The 16,623-nt window shown below is 57.5% G+C and carries 12 protein-coding genes and 2 pseudogenes; 8 read left to right on the plus strand and 6 right to left on the minus strand.

Annotated elements, in window-relative coordinates; all coding sequences use genetic code 11:
* The first annotated feature begins 7 nt into the window (after positions 1-7).
* Positions 8-1,249 (plus strand): MFS transporter, encoded by a 1,242-nt coding sequence (locus AU509_RS12460; RefSeq protein WP_085651866.1) that lies wholly within the window; start codon positions 8-10, stop codon positions 1,247-1,249.
* A gap of 100 nt (positions 1,250-1,349) precedes the next feature.
* A complete protein-coding gene (gene tyrR / locus AU509_RS12465) occupies positions 1,350-2,924 on the plus strand; it encodes a transcriptional regulator TyrR (RefSeq protein ID WP_085651874.1) in 1,575 nt (524 codons plus the stop codon).
* Positions 2,925-3,115: 191 nt separating this feature from the next.
* Here tyrR and AU509_RS12470 read toward each other — a convergent pair whose 3' ends face one another.
* Together AU509_RS12470 and AU509_RS12475 are read right to left on the minus strand one after the other, a co-directional pair.
* Positions 3,116-3,652: a GNAT family N-acetyltransferase gene (locus tag AU509_RS12470; protein WP_085651865.1), complete on the minus strand. Its 537-nt coding sequence runs from the start codon at positions 3,650-3,652 to the stop codon at positions 3,116-3,118.
* A gap of 41 nt (positions 3,653-3,693) precedes the next feature.
* Positions 3,694-4,572, minus strand: a complete 879-nt coding sequence (locus AU509_RS12475) for a helix-turn-helix transcriptional regulator (RefSeq protein WP_094118498.1) — start codon at positions 4,570-4,572, stop codon at positions 3,694-3,696.
* 117 nt (positions 4,573-4,689) lie between these two features.
* Between AU509_RS12475 and AU509_RS12480 the strand changes: the two genes are divergently transcribed.
* On the plus strand, positions 4,690-6,147 hold the full coding sequence (locus AU509_RS12480; protein ID WP_094118499.1) for an MFS transporter: 1,458 nt from the start codon (positions 4,690-4,692) through the stop codon (positions 6,145-6,147).
* Positions 6,148-6,201: 54 nt separating this feature from the next.
* Here AU509_RS12480 and tpx read toward each other — a convergent pair whose 3' ends face one another.
* Positions 6,202-6,705, minus strand: coding sequence for a thiol peroxidase (tpx, locus tag AU509_RS12485; RefSeq protein WP_094118500.1), 504 nt, complete (start codon positions 6,703-6,705; stop codon positions 6,202-6,204).
* A gap of 436 nt (positions 6,706-7,141) precedes the next feature.
* Here tpx and AU509_RS12490 point away from each other — a divergent pair, with 436 nt between their 5' ends.
* Together AU509_RS12490 and zntB are read left to right on the plus strand one after the other, a co-directional pair.
* Entirely contained in the window at positions 7,142-8,758 is a 1,617-nt protein-coding gene (locus tag AU509_RS12490; protein ID WP_094118521.1) for a peptide ABC transporter substrate-binding protein, read from the plus strand.
* 113 nt (positions 8,759-8,871) lie between these two features.
* Positions 8,872-9,861, plus strand: coding sequence for a zinc transporter ZntB (gene zntB / locus AU509_RS12495; protein WP_085651861.1), 990 nt, complete (start codon positions 8,872-8,874; stop codon positions 9,859-9,861).
* Positions 9,862-10,178: 317 nt separating this feature from the next.
* On the opposite strand, the gene ttcA is transcribed toward zntB, so the two are convergent.
* Positions 10,179-11,117, minus strand: coding sequence for a tRNA 2-thiocytidine(32) synthetase TtcA (gene ttcA / locus AU509_RS12500; protein WP_094118501.1), 939 nt, complete (start codon positions 11,115-11,117; stop codon positions 10,179-10,181).
* A 295-nt stretch (positions 11,118-11,412) separates the two neighbouring features.
* Here ttcA and AU509_RS12505 point away from each other — a divergent pair, with 295 nt between their 5' ends.
* A complete protein-coding gene (locus AU509_RS12505; protein WP_085651859.1) occupies positions 11,413-11,721 on the plus strand; it encodes a putative hemolysin in 309 nt (102 codons plus the stop codon).
* 16 nt (positions 11,722-11,737) lie between these two features.
* Here AU509_RS12505 and AU509_RS12510 read toward each other — a convergent pair.
* Positions 11,738-12,726, minus strand: a pseudogene (locus AU509_RS12510) (2-hydroxyacid dehydrogenase).
* Positions 12,727-13,064: 338 nt separating this feature from the next.
* On the opposite strand from AU509_RS12510, the pseudogene AU509_RS19140 reads away from it, so the two are divergent.
* Together AU509_RS19140 and AU509_RS12520 are read left to right on the plus strand one after the other, a co-directional pair.
* Positions 13,065-15,667 (plus strand): annotated as a pseudogene (locus AU509_RS19140) (YdbH family protein).
* An 11-nt stretch (positions 15,668-15,678) separates the two neighbouring features.
* Positions 15,679-15,912: a YnbE family lipoprotein gene (locus AU509_RS12520; RefSeq protein ID WP_085651856.1), complete on the plus strand. Its 234-nt coding sequence runs from the start codon at positions 15,679-15,681 to the stop codon at positions 15,910-15,912.
* 40 nt (positions 15,913-15,952) lie between these two features.
* On the opposite strand, the gene AU509_RS12525 is transcribed toward AU509_RS12520, so the two are convergent.
* Positions 15,953-16,558 (minus strand): FMN-dependent NADH-azoreductase, encoded by a 606-nt coding sequence (locus tag AU509_RS12525; protein WP_085651855.1) that lies wholly within the window; start codon positions 16,556-16,558, stop codon positions 15,953-15,955.
* Positions 16,559-16,623: the final 65 nt, after the last annotated feature.

Below are 16,623 nucleotides of genomic sequence, written 5' to 3' on the forward strand. Positions count from 1 at the left end.
TGCCACTATGCGTAATAACCGACTGCGGTTGCCGCTTTTAATCCTGTTCGCTTTGCTTGCCCTCGCGCTCAATCTGCGCAGCCCGCTCACCGCCATCGCGCCGGTTATCGACCAAATCCGCACCGATTTAGCCATCAACGTCACCGTGGCGGGACTGCTGACCACCATTCCCGTGCTGTGCTTCGGCTTGCTGACGCCGTTGGCCTCAATACTGATCTCCCGCATCGGCATCGAACGGGCCATTATGGTGTCGTTGATTGGCGCGGCGTTAGGGACGCTGTTGCGTCCGGCAGGCGGCGTCACGATGGCGCTGGTGGGGACACTGGCGATTGGCGCGTCACTGACCGTCGGCAATATCGTCTGTTTGATGGTGATCGCCCGGGACTTTAATCAACGCCGCAACATGGCGACTGGACTTTACACGGCGGCCATTAACGTCGGCACCATGCTGACTTCCGCGCTGACCGCGCCGTTGGCGCTGCTGTTTGGCTGGCGAGTCGCGCTGGCCGTCTGGTGCGTGCTGGCGATCCTGGCGCTGGCTGTCTGGGGACGCGTCATTCAACGCAAACGCGGCGCGCGTCATAATGAAGAGGGCGCGCCGGCGGCGCTCAAGGTTCAGATGAGCCTGTCGCCGTTGCCCTCGCTCACATTCTGGCGGCAGCCCATTTTGTGGTATCTGGTGACGGCCTTTACCGTCCATCTCTTTATTTATTACGGTATGACCGCCTGGCTACCGGCCTACCTGACGCAAGAAGCAGGAATGAGTCTCGCCGAAGCCGGATTGATTGCCTCGGTATTCCAAATCACGGCGCTGATCGGGTCATTCGGCGTACCGCTGGTGGCGTCGCTGTGGCGTGTGCCGCGGGCGCTGTTGCTGGCTATCGTCGGCATATTCTGGATGCTGACGCCAGCAGGCATGTATTACTGGCCGCATCAATGGCCGCTCTGGTCGTTGGCCAGCGGTATCGCGCAGGGCGGCGGGTTTACCGCCATTTTCATGCTGATCATGGACCATGCCCGCGATCTGGATGAAAACCGGCGTTTCTCCTCCGCCGTGCAGGGCGTCGGCTATACGCTGGCCTCGGTCGGGCCGCTGGTCACCGGCGGGCTGCATACGCTGTTCGGCAACTGGGCCGTCAGTTTTCTGCTGCTGTCCGCGCTCGCCATTCTGATGCTGGCGATGGGGATGGCTATCGGTCTGTTGAAGCGGAACGTGCCTTCCCCAGCCGAAAACCCGACGTCAGACTAAAGTGTCAACTTTTGCTGACACTCTGCTTCATCCGACGATGGCGAATAGGGTATCATTCGGTTTTCGTCCCCCCCGCGCGCCTGATGAAGAAGGTATGTTGATGCGTCTGGAAGTTTTTTGTAAAGACCGTATGGGCCTGACCCGTGAACTGTTGGATCTGCTGGTGCTGCGCAACATCGATCTGCGCGGTATCGAAATTGCCGCCGCCGGACGAATTTATCTCCACGTTGATTCGCTGCGCGTCGAGGATTTTCAGGCGCTGATGGCCGACATCCGGCGGACCGAAGGCGTCAGCGATGTCCGTACGGTGGCGTTCTTGCCGTCCGAACGCGAGCACCGGGCGTTGAAAGCGCTGCTGGAATCTATGCCCGAAGCCGTGTTTTCCGTTGATCTGAAAGGTCACGTCGAAATGATGAACGCGGCGGCGCTGTCCCTGTTTGGACAGACAGCGGAAAAAGTGCCTCAGTTAAATATCAGTCAGCTGGTCGGCCGCTATGCCTTCAGCCGCTGGCTGGAGCAGGGCGCTAAACCGGAAACGGAGCGGGTGGTAGTCTGCGGCCGGGACTTTCTGCTGGAGGTCACGCCGTTCTACCTGGACGATGACAGCGGGGAAAAGGTCGCATCGGGGGCGCTGGTGATGCTCAAATCCACGGCGAGAATGGGGCATCAGTTACAGAATTTGTCTGCGAACGACGACCGTGTTTTCGACACGATCGTGGCCGTCAGTCCGACGATGCGTCAGGTGATGGAGCGGGCGCGTAAGCTGGCGCCGCTGGATGCGCCGCTGCTGATCGTCGGCGAAACCGGCACCGGCAAGGACATGCTGGCGCGCGCCTGTCACTTACGCAGCCATCGCTCCGGGCAGCCATTTTTGGCCCTGAACTGCGCTGCGCTGCCGGACGACGTGATGGAAAGCGAGCTTTACGGCCATGCGCCGGGCGCCTACCCGAACGCGCTGGAAGGTAAAAAAGGCTTTTTTGAGCAGGCGAACGGCGGGTCGGTGCTGCTGGATGAAGTCGGGGAAATGTCGCCGCAAATGCAAACCAAACTGCTGCGTTTCCTCAACGACGGGACATTTCGCCGCGTAGGCGAGGAGCATGAGCTGCACGTCGACGTGCGGGTCATTTGCGCTACGCAGAAGAACCTGATGGAGCTGGTTCAGCGCGGCCAGTTCCGGGAAGATCTTTATTATCGTTTGAACGTGTTGACGCTGGAACTGCCGCCGCTGCGCGCATGTCCGGAAGATGTCATGCCGCTGGTCGAGCTGTTCGTCGCGCGCATTGCGGACGAACAGGGAATGCGTCATCCGCGCATCGCGCCCGAAGTTCGGCAACTCCTGCCTCAGTACGGCTGGCCGGGCAACGTGCGGCAACTGAAAAATATTATCTACCGGGCATTGACCCAGTTGGAAGGCGACGAGCTGACCTTGCAGGACATCGACTTGCCCGCCTTTTCTTCCGCGCTGGCGCACAGCGAAACGCTGTTGGAAGGCTCACTGGATGACATCACCAAACGGTTCGAACGCTCCGTTCTGACTCGACTCTATCAGAGCTATCCCAGCACGCGTAAGCTGGCTAAGCGGCTGGGCGTCTCCCACACCGCCATCGCCAACAAGCTGCGCGAGTATGGGTTGAGTACGCGTAAAGCGCCGAGTGACGAAGAGTCCTCGTCTTAAACCTTCAGTTTTAGCGTCGGGCCGTTGTCGTCATCCTCTGACGGCTCGCCGCTGTTCTATGCGTGCATCACGCAACCTCCGACGCAGACGTCAGCACCTCGCCCGGTTTTAGCCGCGCGGTCGCCTTGATTTTCATACATGTTGATTGCGGAAAACGACGCGACGAGGTAGTCACGTCGTTTTCTGGCGGTTTAACGCGCGGGGATCAGCGAGTAAACGGCGGCGTCGGTCGGTTGGCCGTGGATGACCAGACGGTTGTAAGCGATACCTTCAAAACGCGCGCCCGTTTTTTCCGCTATGCGGCGGCTCGGCAGGTTGTGTTCAGCTGCGATGATCTCCAGTCGGGTCAGGCCCAGCTGTTCGAAACCGAAGGCGGTGATGGCCTGCACGGCCTCCAGCGCGATTTGCTGCCCCTGCTCTGACTGACGTACCCAATAGCCGATATTTCCCATCTGATAGCCGGACTGAATGCTGTTGATGCCGACGGAGCCCATCAGCCGCCCCGATGTTTGTTCGAAGATGCCGAGATCGTACGCCATGCCTTCATGAATTCGCAGCGCGCTCTGAGCCACCCAGTGCGAAATCTCGGGAACGTTGTATTCATCCGTACACCACGACAGCCAGCGTCCGATGGTCTCTCTGGACTCTTGAACCGCCTCTGCGATCTGCGGAATATCGCCCGCGGTGAATGGGCGAATAAAAAATCGTGGCGTGATTAACGGAAACATCGGGCGTTCTCCTGCTTTTCAAAAGGGGCAACCAGTACGGCTCAGACGGGGAAATCCAACTGAGCCAGTTTTTCCAGCGTCTGTTTATCCTGCTCTTCCGCAGGCATATAGACCAGCATCCGATCGCCATTATGGCTGGCTGTCCACCAGTTAATCTGCCGCAGAGAAATGACGCCCAGCCGCGGGTGCTGAAAACGCTTCACCTTATTGATCACGCCTTGGATCTCGTAGCGTTGATGCCACAATTGCCGGAACTGCTCGGATTCATTCAGACAGCGCTGCAACAGCGTGTCCCACAGCGGTTCGCCGCTATGTTCTGCCAGCCGCGCTCGGAACATGGCCACCATGTTGGGCAGAAATTCCTGCAAGTCCGCCAGTCCTTTCTGCCAGTTCGGGTGCGTAAAGGCGAGATAGATGCAGTTGCGATCTTCGCGAGGGATATGATTCAAATCGATATTGAGCAGCCGACACCAGGACTTATTGAAACCCAGAATGCTGAAGCGGGCGTTAACGATAACGGCGGGATAGGGATTGAGCTGGTCCAGGATCGTCTGGCTATCTTCGTTGATCTTCTCGCAACTGGCGCGCACTGTCGGCGAAAAAGGCAGTTCCGCCAGCATGAACAGATGCCGGGTCTCCACTTCGTTGAACTGGAGCGCCTTGGCGATCGCCAGCAGCGTTTTGGCCGACGTTTTGATCGGGCGTCCCTGTTCCAGCCAGGTGTACCAGGTAATACCGACATCGGCCAGCAGGGCGACGTCTTCGCGACGCAGTCCCGGCGTACGCCGTTTGCGCGGGGTAGACAGTCCCAGTCGCTCCGGGTCCAGACTCTCCCTGCGTGTGCGCAGAAATTTCCCCAGCGTGAGCCTGCGATTTTGTTCGGTATTGTCGAGAGGAAGGGCCGTCGTAAGTTCCGACATATCAAGGACTCCGAGCCAGGCAGGTGGAATTTATACCAGGATAATCAAGAACTGGTACCCGTTTGAATTAACCCCGATGCTAGCGCTCGTGGATGATGATTACAATGGGTGTACATAATGAAACAAGGTTCACTAACACACGGGTTAAGTCGTATTGGTCTGGTGGTATTACTGGCCGGACAACTCCTGCCTATGATTGATTTCTCCATCGTTAACGTCGCGCTGGAATCCATTACCCACTCGCTCTCCGCGAGTCCCGCTGAACTCGAATTGATTGTCTCGGTTTACGGTGTGGCCTTCGCCGTCGCGCTGGCGATGGGGGGACGTCTGGGCGATAACCTGGGGCGGCGGCGGATTTTTATGGTGGGCGTCGCCGTATTCGGCGTGGCCTCGCTGCTGTGCGGTATCGCTCAGTCGGTATGGCTACTGCTGTTTGCGCGGGCATGGCAGGGGATTGGCGCGGCGCTGGCTATCCCGCAAATTCTGGCGACGATCCATGTCAGCCTGAGCGGACGACGGCATGCCCGGACGCTCGGCATTTACAGCGCCATCGGCGGACTGGCTTTCATTATCGGGCAGGTTCTGGGCGGGACGCTGCTGAGTCTGGATATCGGCGGATACGGCTGGCGTAGCGCCTTCCTGGTGAATTTACCGTTCTGCCTGCTTATTTTGATCTGCGCGCCGTTTTGGGTACCGGATACCCGCAGCGAGAAGCGTAAGGCGATTGATTTACCGGGCACGGCATTGCTGGCGCTGGCCTTATCATGCCTGCTGTTTCCTCTGGCGTTGGGGCCGCTGTGGCACTGGCCGCTAAGCTGCGTCGTCGCATTGTTGGCCAGTTTTGGGCTGTTTGCGCTGCTGTGGCGGGTCGAACGACGACAGGAAAAACGGCAGCAGGCGCCTTTGCTGCCGCCGGCGCTGTTCCGACTGCCGAGCGTTCGTTTCGGTTGCGCCATTGCGCTGCTGTTCTTCTCCAGCTGGAGCGGCTTTATGTTCATCGTCGCCTATGCCCTGCAATCCGGCGCGGGATTTTCGCCGCTAGCGTCAGGCAACAGCTTTATCGGATTGGGGGGGGCTTATTTTATCTCATCGTTGCTGAGCGGTCGGGTCACGGAGCGCGTGGGCAACATTCCTACCCTGATTATCGGCTGTGCGATCCAGATGAGTGGTCTGCTGCTGCTGATGGCGACGCTGGCATGGGTCTGGCCTGCGCCGACGCTGTGGACGCTGTTGCCTGCGACCTGTCTGGTCGGGTTCGGTCAGGCGTTCATCGTCAGCAGCTTTTATCGCATCTTTTTATCGGATGTGCCGGTTTCTCATGCCGGATCGGGCGGCGCGTTGCTGTCTACTTTGCAGCAAACGGCGATGGGCATGGGCCCCATCGTATTAGGTTCCGTGCTAGTTCATCTTCTGCATTCCACGGAGGGGCGTTACGACATTGCGCTGATCGCCTCGTTGGGCGTGGAGTGGAGCCTGATGTTGCTATTGGTGGTGGGCGCATGCTGGATGCATCGTCGCCACGTGCGGTCTAAAGCCTATCAGGGGAAGGGGGCGGTTCAGATCGTGAGTGAGTGAGGAAGAACAACATCCCGGCGCCGATGGCCGGGATGTTGTGGCAGGGAATTCCACTTATTTCAGGGAAGCCAGCGCCTTATCGTAGTCCGGTTCGGTCGTGATTTCGTCGACCAGTTCGCTGTGCAGCACAACGTCATTTTCATCCAGCACGACGACGGCGCGCGCCGTCAGTCCTTTCAGACCGCCCTCGGCGATAGCCACACCGTAGTTTTCTTTGAACTCCGCGCCGCGCAGTGTAGACAGCACTTCCACGTTGTTCAGCCCTTCAGCGCCGCAGAAGCGCGCCTGAGCGAAAGGCAGATCGGCGGAGACGCACAGTACGACGGTGTTGTTCAGCTCAGAAGCCAGCTGGTTGAATTTACGCACGGAGGTCGCGCAAACGCCGGTATCAATGCTCGGGAAAATGTTCAGGATTTTACGTTTGCCCGCGTAGTGGCTCAGCGGAATATCAGAAAGGTCTTTTGCCACCAGTGAGAAAGCCTTGGCCTTGCTGCCTACAGCGGGGAATTCGCCGGAAACCGGTAGCGGCTGACCTTGGAAGTGTACATTCTTTGACATCATTGCGTCCTTTATTACAGGTGGTTAACAAGGCGTTCAGTGTAGGGCAACATTATCAACATTGGTATAAAAAAATAAGGCGACTTAATTCGACATAAGTCTCGGTTAAGTCACGCTTTAGCCTCCTTCCCGGTGGAATCACCGACTGACATTACGGCATACGCCTTCGCACGCAGTCCACGCACGATGCGGGCTGGCGCCGCATCGAAGAATGTCTGTTTTTGGCGTCATTCCGATAGGCAAAATTTGATTTCAGGCTATGATAATGCATCGCCCGGAAGGGGGTTTTATGTTGCTTTTTCAGAGGCATCCGTACAGAAAATACCGTCATAGAAGAAAGATTAACCTCAGTGCTTAATGACGGAGGTTTTCAGGATCGTTGGGCCGGTATTTTTTTGCGGCTCGCGCAGCAGCTATTTTAAGGAACGAACACATGATGCCATTTCGCTATTCCGCCCTTTGCGTCGGACTGCTGGCTGCGCTGACAGGCGCCGTCAATGCAGCCCAGGTTCCCGCCGGAACCGTGCTGGACGCCAAACAGGACGTTGTCCGCCATATCAAAGATGAACCCGCCTCTCTGGACCCCATCAAAGCCGTCGGCCTGCCGGAAATCCCGGTCATTCGCGATCTGTTTGAAGGTCTGGTGAATCAGGATGAACACGGTAATCCGGTCCCCGGTGTGGCAGAACGCTGGCAGACCAGCGACAACCGCACGTTCACGTTTATCCTGCGCGAGGACGCACGCTGGTCGAACGGCGACCCGGTGACCGCAAAAGATTTCGTTTACAGCTGGCGTCGTCTGGTAACGCCTGCCAACACCTCATCCTTCAGCTGGTTCGCCAGTCTCGCCGGGATCGTCAACGCAGACGACATTCTGGCAGGTAAATTGCCGCCGGACCAACTGGGCGTCGTCGCAATGGACGACCACACGCTGAAGGTGATGCTGAGTCGACCTGTGCCGTACTTCGTCAACCTGATGGCGAACTTCAGCCTGTTTCCGGTTCATCAGGCTACGGTCGAAAAGTACGGTGCTGACTGGACACGCCCCGGCAATCTGGTGGGCAACGGCGCGTTCAAGCTGGATGAGCGCGTGGTCAATGAAAAGCTGGTGCTGACGCCAAATGCGCACTATTGGGATCATGCTCACACGGTCCTGCGTAAAGTCACCTATCTGCCGATTAGCCAGGAGTCGAACGCGACCAAACGCTATCTGGCCGGCGATATCGATATCACCGAATCGTTTCCTAAAAATCAGTATCAAAAACTGTTGAAGACGCTGCCGGGCGAGGTGTATACGCCCGCTCAGCTGGGCACCTATTACTATGCATTCAACACGCAAAGCGCGCCGACCAGCGATCAACGAGTACGCAAGGCGTTGTCGTATGCGATTGACCGGCAGGTGATTGCTCAGAAGGTCTTGGGGACGGGAGAGAAACCGGCCTACCGTTTGACGCCGGACGTGACCAGCGGATTCACGCCGGAGCAAAGCGAGCTGGAGCAGTATTCGCAGGCTGAACTGGATGCGCAGGCCAAAGCGCTGATGGGCGCGGCAGGTTATGGGCCGGGTAAACCGCTGAAACTGTCTCTGCTGTATAACACGCAGGAAACTAACAAACAGGTGGCTATCGCCGTCGCCTCCATGTGGAAAAAAACGCTGGGAGTTGAGGTCAAGCTGGTCAATCAGGAGTGGAAAACCTACATCGACAATCGCAACAGCGGTCATTTTGACGTTGTCCGCGCCTCCTGGGTGGGTGACTACAACGAAGCGTCGACGTTTTTATCGCTGCTGACCTCGTCGCACAGCGGTAATATCTCGCGCTTCCACAATGCGGAGTACGATCGGCTGATGAAGGACACCGGCGGTCAGACGGACAGTCAGCGGTTGAATCAGGAATACAACCAGGCCGAACGAATACTCACCAATGAAGCGCCCATCGCACCGATTTATCAGTACACCAACGCCCGCTTGATTAAACCCTGGGTGAAGGGCTATCCCATCAATAATCCGGAAGACATGGCTTACAGCCGCATGCTCTATATCACCAAACACTGATCTCATGCACCAGCCGCGGCACCTGTGCGCCGTGGCTGACCGCCACGCTGGCGTTGCCGTTATGGTCAGAAACGCTAAGATAGTGCTCAAAGGGGAGTCAATGGGAGAAACCCGTGGAAACAGACGTGATTAATGGAAACGCATTACAGCGTACAGGCGCCGTATTTTCCTATCAGTTGGATGGGAAAGGCGGCGTCGTTCCCATCAATGATGATGAAATCGTCAACAATACTCAGCCTTGCTGGCTGCATCTGGATTCGACTCATCCTGAAAGCAGCCGCTGGCTGCAAGAAACCCGGCTGTTGCCGGATACGGTGCGCGACGCGCTGTCAGGAGAAAGCGCGCGGCCCCGCGTGAGCCGGCTGGGCGAAGGTACTCTGATTACGCTGCGCAGCATTAATTACAACGGAGACGCGCGGCCGGATGAGCTGGTGGCGCTGCGCATTTACATCACCGATAAACTGATTGTCTCAACACGCCGCCGCAAAGTGGCGGCCATTGATGCCGTCATGAGCGACCTGAAAGAGGGCAATGGCCCCACGGACAGCAGCAGCTGGCTGGTTTCCATCGCTGAGGCGCTGACCGACGATACCAGCGAGTTCATCGACCAGCTCCACGAACGGATCATCGATCTGGAAGATGCGTTGCTGGAGCAGGAGATGCCGGCGCGCGGCGAGCTTTCGCTGATCCGCAAACAGCTGATCGTTCTGCGCCGCTATATGACGCCGCAGCGCGACATTTTCTCTCGTCTGTCGGGAGAAAAGCTGTTCTGGCTACAGGATGATGACCGTCGCCGGATGCTGGAAATCGCCGAACGGTTGGGGAGAGGGTTGGAAGACCTGGACGGCAGCATAGCCCGTACCGCGGTCATCGCGGATGAGATCAACACCCTGATGGCGGAGTCGATGAATCGGCGGACGTACAACATGTCGGTGCTGGCGATGTTGTTTCTGCCGACAACCTTCCTCACCGGCCTGTTTGGCGTCAACCTTGGGGGGATCCCCGGTTCAGGCAGTTCGATTGGATTTATCTCTTTCTGCATGATGCTGGTCTTTATGGTGCTGATGGTTGCCTGGTGGTTAAAGCGAAGTAAATGGATGTGAGGACCGCCGATTTTTCAAGTAGGGAAGCGCGATTTTGCCGTCCGTTGATAAAAAAAACCGCCCAACTTTGAGCAACATCAACATTCCCAAACGGTGTATACAGCAAAATTCCGTTCGCAGGTGAATGCAACGTCAAGCGATGGGCGTTGCGCTCCATATTGTCTTACTTCCTATTTTGAATTACTGCATAGCACACTTAATTCACACCAAGCCGGCAAAGTTATGCCGGCTTTTTTTTCGTCCGTACCACCGCCTTCCGAGCGACAAATAAAAAACGACCGGTACTTAGACCGGCCGTTTCAGATATCTTCTCGCCTTTATTTGACTTCGACGACGTCCAATCGCTGATCGGCGGGAGGCGCTATCTCGTCGTCCTCAGGCTGCCAGCCCAGCGGCTGTAGCGGGATCGTTTCTCGATCAAACGCCAAATCGCCGCCGTCCACCACTTCACTGTTGTGGGTGATGGATTTGAAATCGAACAGCTTTTCGTCGGCTAGATGGGACGGTACGACGTTCTGAATGGCGGTAAACATGGTTTCGATGCGTCCCGGATAGCGTTTATCCCAGTCGCGCAGCAGATCTTTAATCACCTGACGCTGCAAGTTAGGCTGTGAACCGCACAGGTTGCAGGGGATGATGGGGAAGTTTTTCGCCTCGGCGAAACGCTCGATATCCTTTTCCCGACAGTAGGCCAACGGACGGATCACCACGTGTTTGCCGTCGTCGCTCATCAGCTTGGGCGGCATACCTTTGAGCTTGCCGCCGTAGAACATGTTCAGGAACAGGGTCTGCAAAATATCGTCGCGATGGTGTCCGAGCGCAATTTTGGTCGCGCCGAGTTCGGTGGCGGTGCGATACAAAATGCCGCGGCGCAGGCGTGAGCACAGCGAACAGGTTGTTTTACCCTCAGGGATCTTCTCTTTGACGATACCGTAGGTATTCTCTTCCACAATTTTGTACTCGACGCCCAGGGTGTCGAGATACTCCGGCAGCACATGCTCCGGGAATCCCGGCTGTTTCTGGTCCAGATTGACGGCGACCAGCGAAAACTGAATCGGCGCGCTCTGCTGCAGGTTGCGCAATATTTCCAGCATGGTGTAGCTGTCTTTGCCGCCGGAGAGGCACACCATGATGCGGTCGCCGTCTTCGATCATGTTGAACGCGGCGATGGCCTCGCCGACGTTACGGCGCAAGCGCTTCTGGAGTTTATTCAGGTTGTACTGCTGTTTGGGCGTCACCGATTGAATTTCTGACATTTCACTGTGGCTCACGTTCAAGTTTGGGCAGGGTTAGGGCATAAAGCTTATGGCGGGCAAGTTTATCATCAAGCGTCGCCACAATCGCTATCTCATTGCTGTCACCCTGATGGCCTTCACGCCGGTCGGCGATTTTCCCAGCATGTTAACGCGGAGAACGGCCGGTTCTATGTGTTTTTCTCGCCGTTTTTCTCATTTCGAAAAAAACTTTCACGGCTAACGGCTTGCTGGTCTGCTATCACGCAATAAACTGTGGTAAATAGGATTGGGACTAATTGGGTGATGAGGGCGGGACATGAAACTGCGGCAGGGGATGTTGGCGGGATGGGTACTGGTGCTGGTCGGATGCGGCAGCAGCAGTGAAAAAGCGGCGGAAGAGAATACGGTTGTGCCAGCGGAAGCCGTCAGGTTGTCCGCTCAGGAAATGACGGCCTGGCAGGGTAAGGATTCGGCCGCCGCTTCCTGTACGCTGGCTGGGGGTAAAATAGGGCTGGCCCGCCAACTGAACGGCGCCAGCGTGGGCACCTGTCTGCTGACCAACGGACGTCGCTGCGACGCCCAGTCGCTCGAAGATGGCTCCTGCCTGGCCGGTGGATTCCGCTAGCGGATCGGCAGCGACGTTATGTCAGCGCGAACGGGCAGTCTTCGCCCAGGCTAATTTGACGCAGGCTTTGCAGCGTCGTGCCCGCAATGCTGGTCAGCGCTTCCTCCGTCAGGAACGCCTGATGGCCGGTGAACAGCACGTTGTGGCAGGCGGACAGCCGACGGAAAATATCGTCCTGAATGACGTCGTTCGAGTTGTCGCTAAAGAACAGCGCGCGTTCGTTCTCGTACACATCCAGCCCCAGCGCCCCCACTTTTTGCTGTTTGAGGGCTTCAATCGCGGCCTGTGAATCAATCAGCCCGCCCCGGCTGGTATTGATGACCATCACGCCATCCTTCATCTGCGCAAAAGCGGCCTCGTTGAGCAAGTGATGATTTTCCGGCGTAATGGGGCAGTGCAGGGAAATCACGTCCGATTCCGCGTACAGCGTTTTCAGATCGACGTACTCCGCTCCTAGTTCTCTTGCCTGCGGGTTGGGATAAGGATCGAACGCCAGCAGGCGCATACCAAATCCTTTCAGAATGCGTAGCGTCGCCACCCCGATTTTCCCTGTGCCGATAATCCCCGCCGTTCGCCGATGCATATTGAAGCCGATCAGCCTTCCAGTGAGAAATTGGCATCGCGGGTGCGCTGATAAGCGCGGTGAATTCGTCGATTCAGACTCATCATCATGCCGACGGTATGTTCCGCCACGGCTTCGGGCGAGTAGGCGGGTACATAAACTACCGAGATCCCCAGCGCTTTGGCGGCGTCAAGATCGACGTTATTGAAACCGGCGCAGCGCAGAGCCACGATCTTGATGCCAAACCCGGCCAATTCGGTCAGCACTTCGCGCCCACCGTCGTCGTTGACGAAAATACATACGGCATCGAATCCTTCAGCGGTTTTCACCGTTTGCGGACTCAGCATGAAGTCGTAGTACTCCATCTGGTAGCCGTAGTCCTGATTGACCCGATCCAAATATTTACGGTCGTACTGTTTGGTACTGTAGACAGCCAGTTTCATTATCGTTTACCCCGCTATTTCTAGGTTAGGCTAGCATAAAATAGTGAGCGTGCCGGAAAGCCACCGCCTGACGTCTGTTTTGCGTGGTGATAGCGCCCATCGGCATCAGGGGTGTTTTCGAGGAGTGGAGAGACAGCATACCTTTATCCTACGGTCGGCGTGAAGGGTGGTATCTGTCACGTGAGGGGACTATTATGCAGGCCGATGAATGTTCGCTGTTTTTCTCAGCGTGAGTCGTTGAATAGCGGAATGCTGCTACTGTTACAGGTGCGCTCACCCCTGCATGGCGAGGAAGGTATCGCCGTGCTCACCAAGACTGATATGCATAATGATGGCGAATGATTAAACACTTTTTACCTCGTGTCGGCATTGGGCTGGGCGCTATCGCGCTGGTAATACTGCTAGGCGGGTTAACGTTGCCGCTGTGGCTGCCTCGTCTGCTGACCTTCCTGGCGCCGCCGGGCGTCACGGTGACGTTGGATGAACCTCCTGCCTGGCAGCAAGGCGGACTCACCGTGCCGGGCGTTTCCATACACTTACCCCAATGCCAACTGCTGAACGTCGATCATGGCCGCCTGACGAGACAAGACGGCGGCTGGCGCGTTCATATTGCGAACGTGGCGCTGGACGGAAGCTGCCTCGCGCAGTGGCCGCAAAGCGCGGATTCGGCCTCAGAGACGTCAACCAGCCTGTCCGAATGGCAGCGGCGTCTGCCCGCAGGTGAGGTGATCATCGATCGCATCACGCTGACGCCGTGGCTGGATGACGTCAGCGCGCTGCATCTCACTTCCCGAGACGGGAAACAATCACTGAACATCAACAATAGCCGCCTGCAACTGCAGGCCGATCTCGACGGTCGGGCGTTAACGCTGCGCCGCGCGGAACTGACCGCGCTGCCCGATCGGCCGCCACTGTGGATACAAGGCGAGGTGCAGCTGTCAGATTCGCTGACGAGCCTTCCGGAAACGGGACGTTTGCAGATCGGCCGACTGCCGTTTGATTTACCGGAGCCGGTGATAGCGACGCTAAACTGGCAGGATTCGCAGGGCGTGATGAGGCTGGCGAAAGACGCGGACGCCCAACCGCTGCTGAACCTGCCGTGGCGCGTCAGCGCGGACGCCATCACCGTCAGCGAAGGTCGCTGGTCATGGCCATACGGCGCGCAGCCGGTTTCGGGCGGATTATCGTTGACGCTGCACGACTGGCGTCAGATTCACGGGCAGCCCCAGCTCGAAGCGCGGGTAAATATGTTAACGCAGGGCCATAACGGCCGTGCCAATGCGGTGTTGACGTTAGGGCCTGGTTCGCTCGGGCTTAGCGACAGCAATCTGCGTATTCAACTGGCCGGACAGGCCAATCTGGCTAATCTGTCGTTTTCCGCCACGCTGCCGGGCATGTTGCGCGGCGCATTGTTGAACCCCGATCTGGTCTTGCTGCCCGGCTCGCTGCTGCGCGCCTGGGGACAGCCCCAGTCCGGCCTGACGCTGGAGGATGCCCGTTGGCCGCTGGCAGGGATTGTCGTGAATGCGCAGGGCGTGAGCGGACGTTTGCAGGCGATTGTCAAAGCCAACGACGCCTACTGGGGACGTTTCAGTTTGCATATGGACGGCAAGGCGGAACGCTTCTGGCCGGATAACGGCCTCTGGCACTGGCGCTACTGGGGTAAAGGTCAGCTGCCGCCATTGCAGGGTCGGTGGGATATTGCTGGTCGCGGGCGTGGGAAGACGCGCTGCTGGAAGTCAGCACGTTATCCAGCGGGCTGAATCAGCTGCGCTACGGCGCGATGACGGTCGCTAAACCCCGTCTGACGTTAGTGAAACCGCTACGCTGGCAGCGGGATCAGACGCAGGATGCGTTTGACGGCGCGTTTCGGCTAGTCGCCGACCGGGTGGCATTCACCGGTGCCGGCGCGTTACCGCCCGCTGAGCTGAATGTTCAGGTGCAGGGCGAACATCCCAACCATTTCGTATGGCGCGGCGCTTTGCAGGCCAAAGAGATCGGCCCGGTGAAACTGGTCGGTCGCTGGGACGGCGAACGCCTGCGCGGCAGCGGCTGGTGGCCGCCGCAAACGCTGCGCGTATTCCAGTCGCTATTGCCGCCGGATTGGAAAATCAAGCTGCGCCGCGGGCAATTTTATGGACAGGGCGCGTTTTCAGCGGCACGCGGACAGGGCTTTCAGGTGGGCGGACACTGGGTCGTGAAAAACGGCAGCGCCTGGCTCAACGACGGCGAGGTTAGCGGCGTGGACTTTGTTCTACCGTATCGTTACGCCGAGCCGCGTTGGCAGCTGGGTATTTCGCGACCGGTCTCGTTGCGCATCGCCGAACTGAACAGCGGATTTCGGATACAAAATATCCGGGCGGATGTGTTCGGCGCATATCCTTACAGCGATCGACACCCGATGACGCTGGCTGGGGTAGAGATGGAGCTGCTGCGCGGTAAAGTGTCTCTGACGCCGCTGCGTTTCCCACAGCGCGACGCGGCGTTGTTGAGGATGGAAGGGATTGAGACCAGTGAACTCATGACCGCGATCAAAGTGAACAAGGTGGCGTTATCCGGTCGCGTCAGCGGCGTATTGCCGATCAATTTCAATCATCCCACGATGCTGGTGCAGAACGGCCGCGTGACCAACGACGGCGCGTTAACGTTGAGACTGGATAAGGATCTGGCGGATGAAGTGGCGCAGAGCAATATGGTCAGCGCGGCGCTGGTACGCTGGCTGCGCTATCTGGAAGTCGACCACTCTACGGCGACACTACAACTGAACAATCAGGGGGACCTGTTGATGGAGTCCTTTATCAGCGGTCATAATTCGCCGCGAGATGCCCGACAGCAGGTCGATCTGAACTATCGTCATCAGGAGAATCTGTTCCAGCTATGGCGCAGCCTGCGCTGGGGCGACACGATACAGAACGCGCTGGAGCAGCGGTCAACCCAATAAGGAACCACACGATGTATGACAGACGAGCCGTTTTATGGCTGACCGCCATGGTGCTGACAGGCTGTACGCCGCGCATTGAAGTGACCGCTCCGGAAACGCCGATCACCATCAACATGAATGTGACGATCGATCACGATATTCACATCAAAGCCGACAAAGAAGCCACGCAACTGCTGGAAAAGTCGGATACCGACGTCGCGGAACAGATAAAAAAAAGCGCGCCTAACGGCGCGCAGCAAGAGTAAGTACAGCCAAAGAACTAACACGTACGAGGGTAGAGTGCGCTTACGCGTTGGCGAGCTGAGTGAGCTGGGCTTTCGCGTCCTGCAAGGCTTTTTGAGCGACTTCCGGGCCGTAGCCAATGCCTTCGGCAAACACGAATTCGACGTCGGTGATGCCGATAAAGCCCAACATCAGCGTCAGATAAGGCGCGACCAGATCGCTCGGGGTATCTTTATGGATGCCGCCACGGCTGGTCAGCACCAGCGCGCGTTTTCCTTTCACCAGACCTTCCGGACCTTGCTCGGTATAACGGAACGTCACGCCTGCGCGGGCGATGAAATCGAAATAGTTTTTCAGCTGCGTCGAAATGTTGAAGTTGTACATCGGGGCGTTAATCACAACGATGTCGTGAGACTGCAGTTCGTCGACCAGCGTATCGGATAACGTCAGCGCTTCCTGTTGGCGCGGCGTCAGCGGCGTTTCTGAAGGACGAAAAGCCCCGACCAGTTCACCGTCCAGAACGGGGATCGGCTGTGCGGCCAAGTCACGAACGGTGATGGCGTCGCCGGGGTGCGCCGCCTGCCACTCCGCAACAAAATGGTCAGCCATTTGGTTAGACTGGGAGTAGTTCGCCAGAATGCTTGATTTCAGCACTAATACTTTGCTCATTGCCTGTTCCTTGTCTCGGAGAGTCAGTTTGTGGAGTCACCGCGGCGTCAATCGCCGATGAATTT

Origin of the sequence: Lonsdalea britannica (assembly GCF_002111595.1) — a bacterium.
GTDB classification, from domain to species: Bacteria; Pseudomonadota; Gammaproteobacteria; order Enterobacterales; family Enterobacteriaceae; genus Lonsdalea; species Lonsdalea britannica.

What these genes read in the sequence shown, in the direction of transcription:
- AU509_RS12460 (WP_085651866.1), top strand. Translation starts at nt 8, where the DNA reads ATGCGTAATAACCGACTGCGGTTGCCGCTTTTAATCCTGTTCGCTTTG.
- tyrR (WP_085651874.1), top strand. Translation starts at nt 1,350, where the DNA reads ATGCGTCTGGAAGTTTTTTGTAAAGACCGTATGGGCCTGACCCGTGAA.
- AU509_RS12470 (WP_085651865.1), bottom strand. Translation starts at nt 3,652, where the DNA reads ATGTTTCCGTTAATCACGCCACGATTTTTTATTCGCCCATTCACCGCG.
- AU509_RS12475 (WP_094118498.1), bottom strand. Translation starts at nt 4,572, where the DNA reads ATGTCGGAACTTACGACGGCCCTTCCTCTCGACAATACCGAACAAAAT.
- AU509_RS12480 (WP_094118499.1), top strand. Translation starts at nt 4,690, where the DNA reads ATGAAACAAGGTTCACTAACACACGGGTTAAGTCGTATTGGTCTGGTG.
- tpx (WP_094118500.1), bottom strand. Translation starts at nt 6,705, where the DNA reads ATGTCAAAGAATGTACACTTCCAAGGTCAGCCGCTACCGGTTTCCGGC.
- AU509_RS12490 (WP_094118521.1), top strand. Translation starts at nt 7,142, where the DNA reads ATGCCATTTCGCTATTCCGCCCTTTGCGTCGGACTGCTGGCTGCGCTG.
- ttcA (WP_094118501.1), bottom strand. Translation starts at nt 11,117, where the DNA reads ATGTCAGAAATTCAATCGGTGACGCCCAAACAGCAGTACAACCTGAAT.
- AU509_RS12505 (WP_085651859.1), top strand. Translation starts at nt 11,413, where the DNA reads ATGAAACTGCGGCAGGGGATGTTGGCGGGATGGGTACTGGTGCTGGTC.
- AU509_RS12520 (WP_085651856.1), top strand. Translation starts at nt 15,679, where the DNA reads ATGTATGACAGACGAGCCGTTTTATGGCTGACCGCCATGGTGCTGACA.
- AU509_RS12525 (WP_085651855.1), bottom strand. Translation starts at nt 16,558, where the DNA reads ATGAGCAAAGTATTAGTGCTGAAATCAAGCATTCTGGCGAACTACTCC.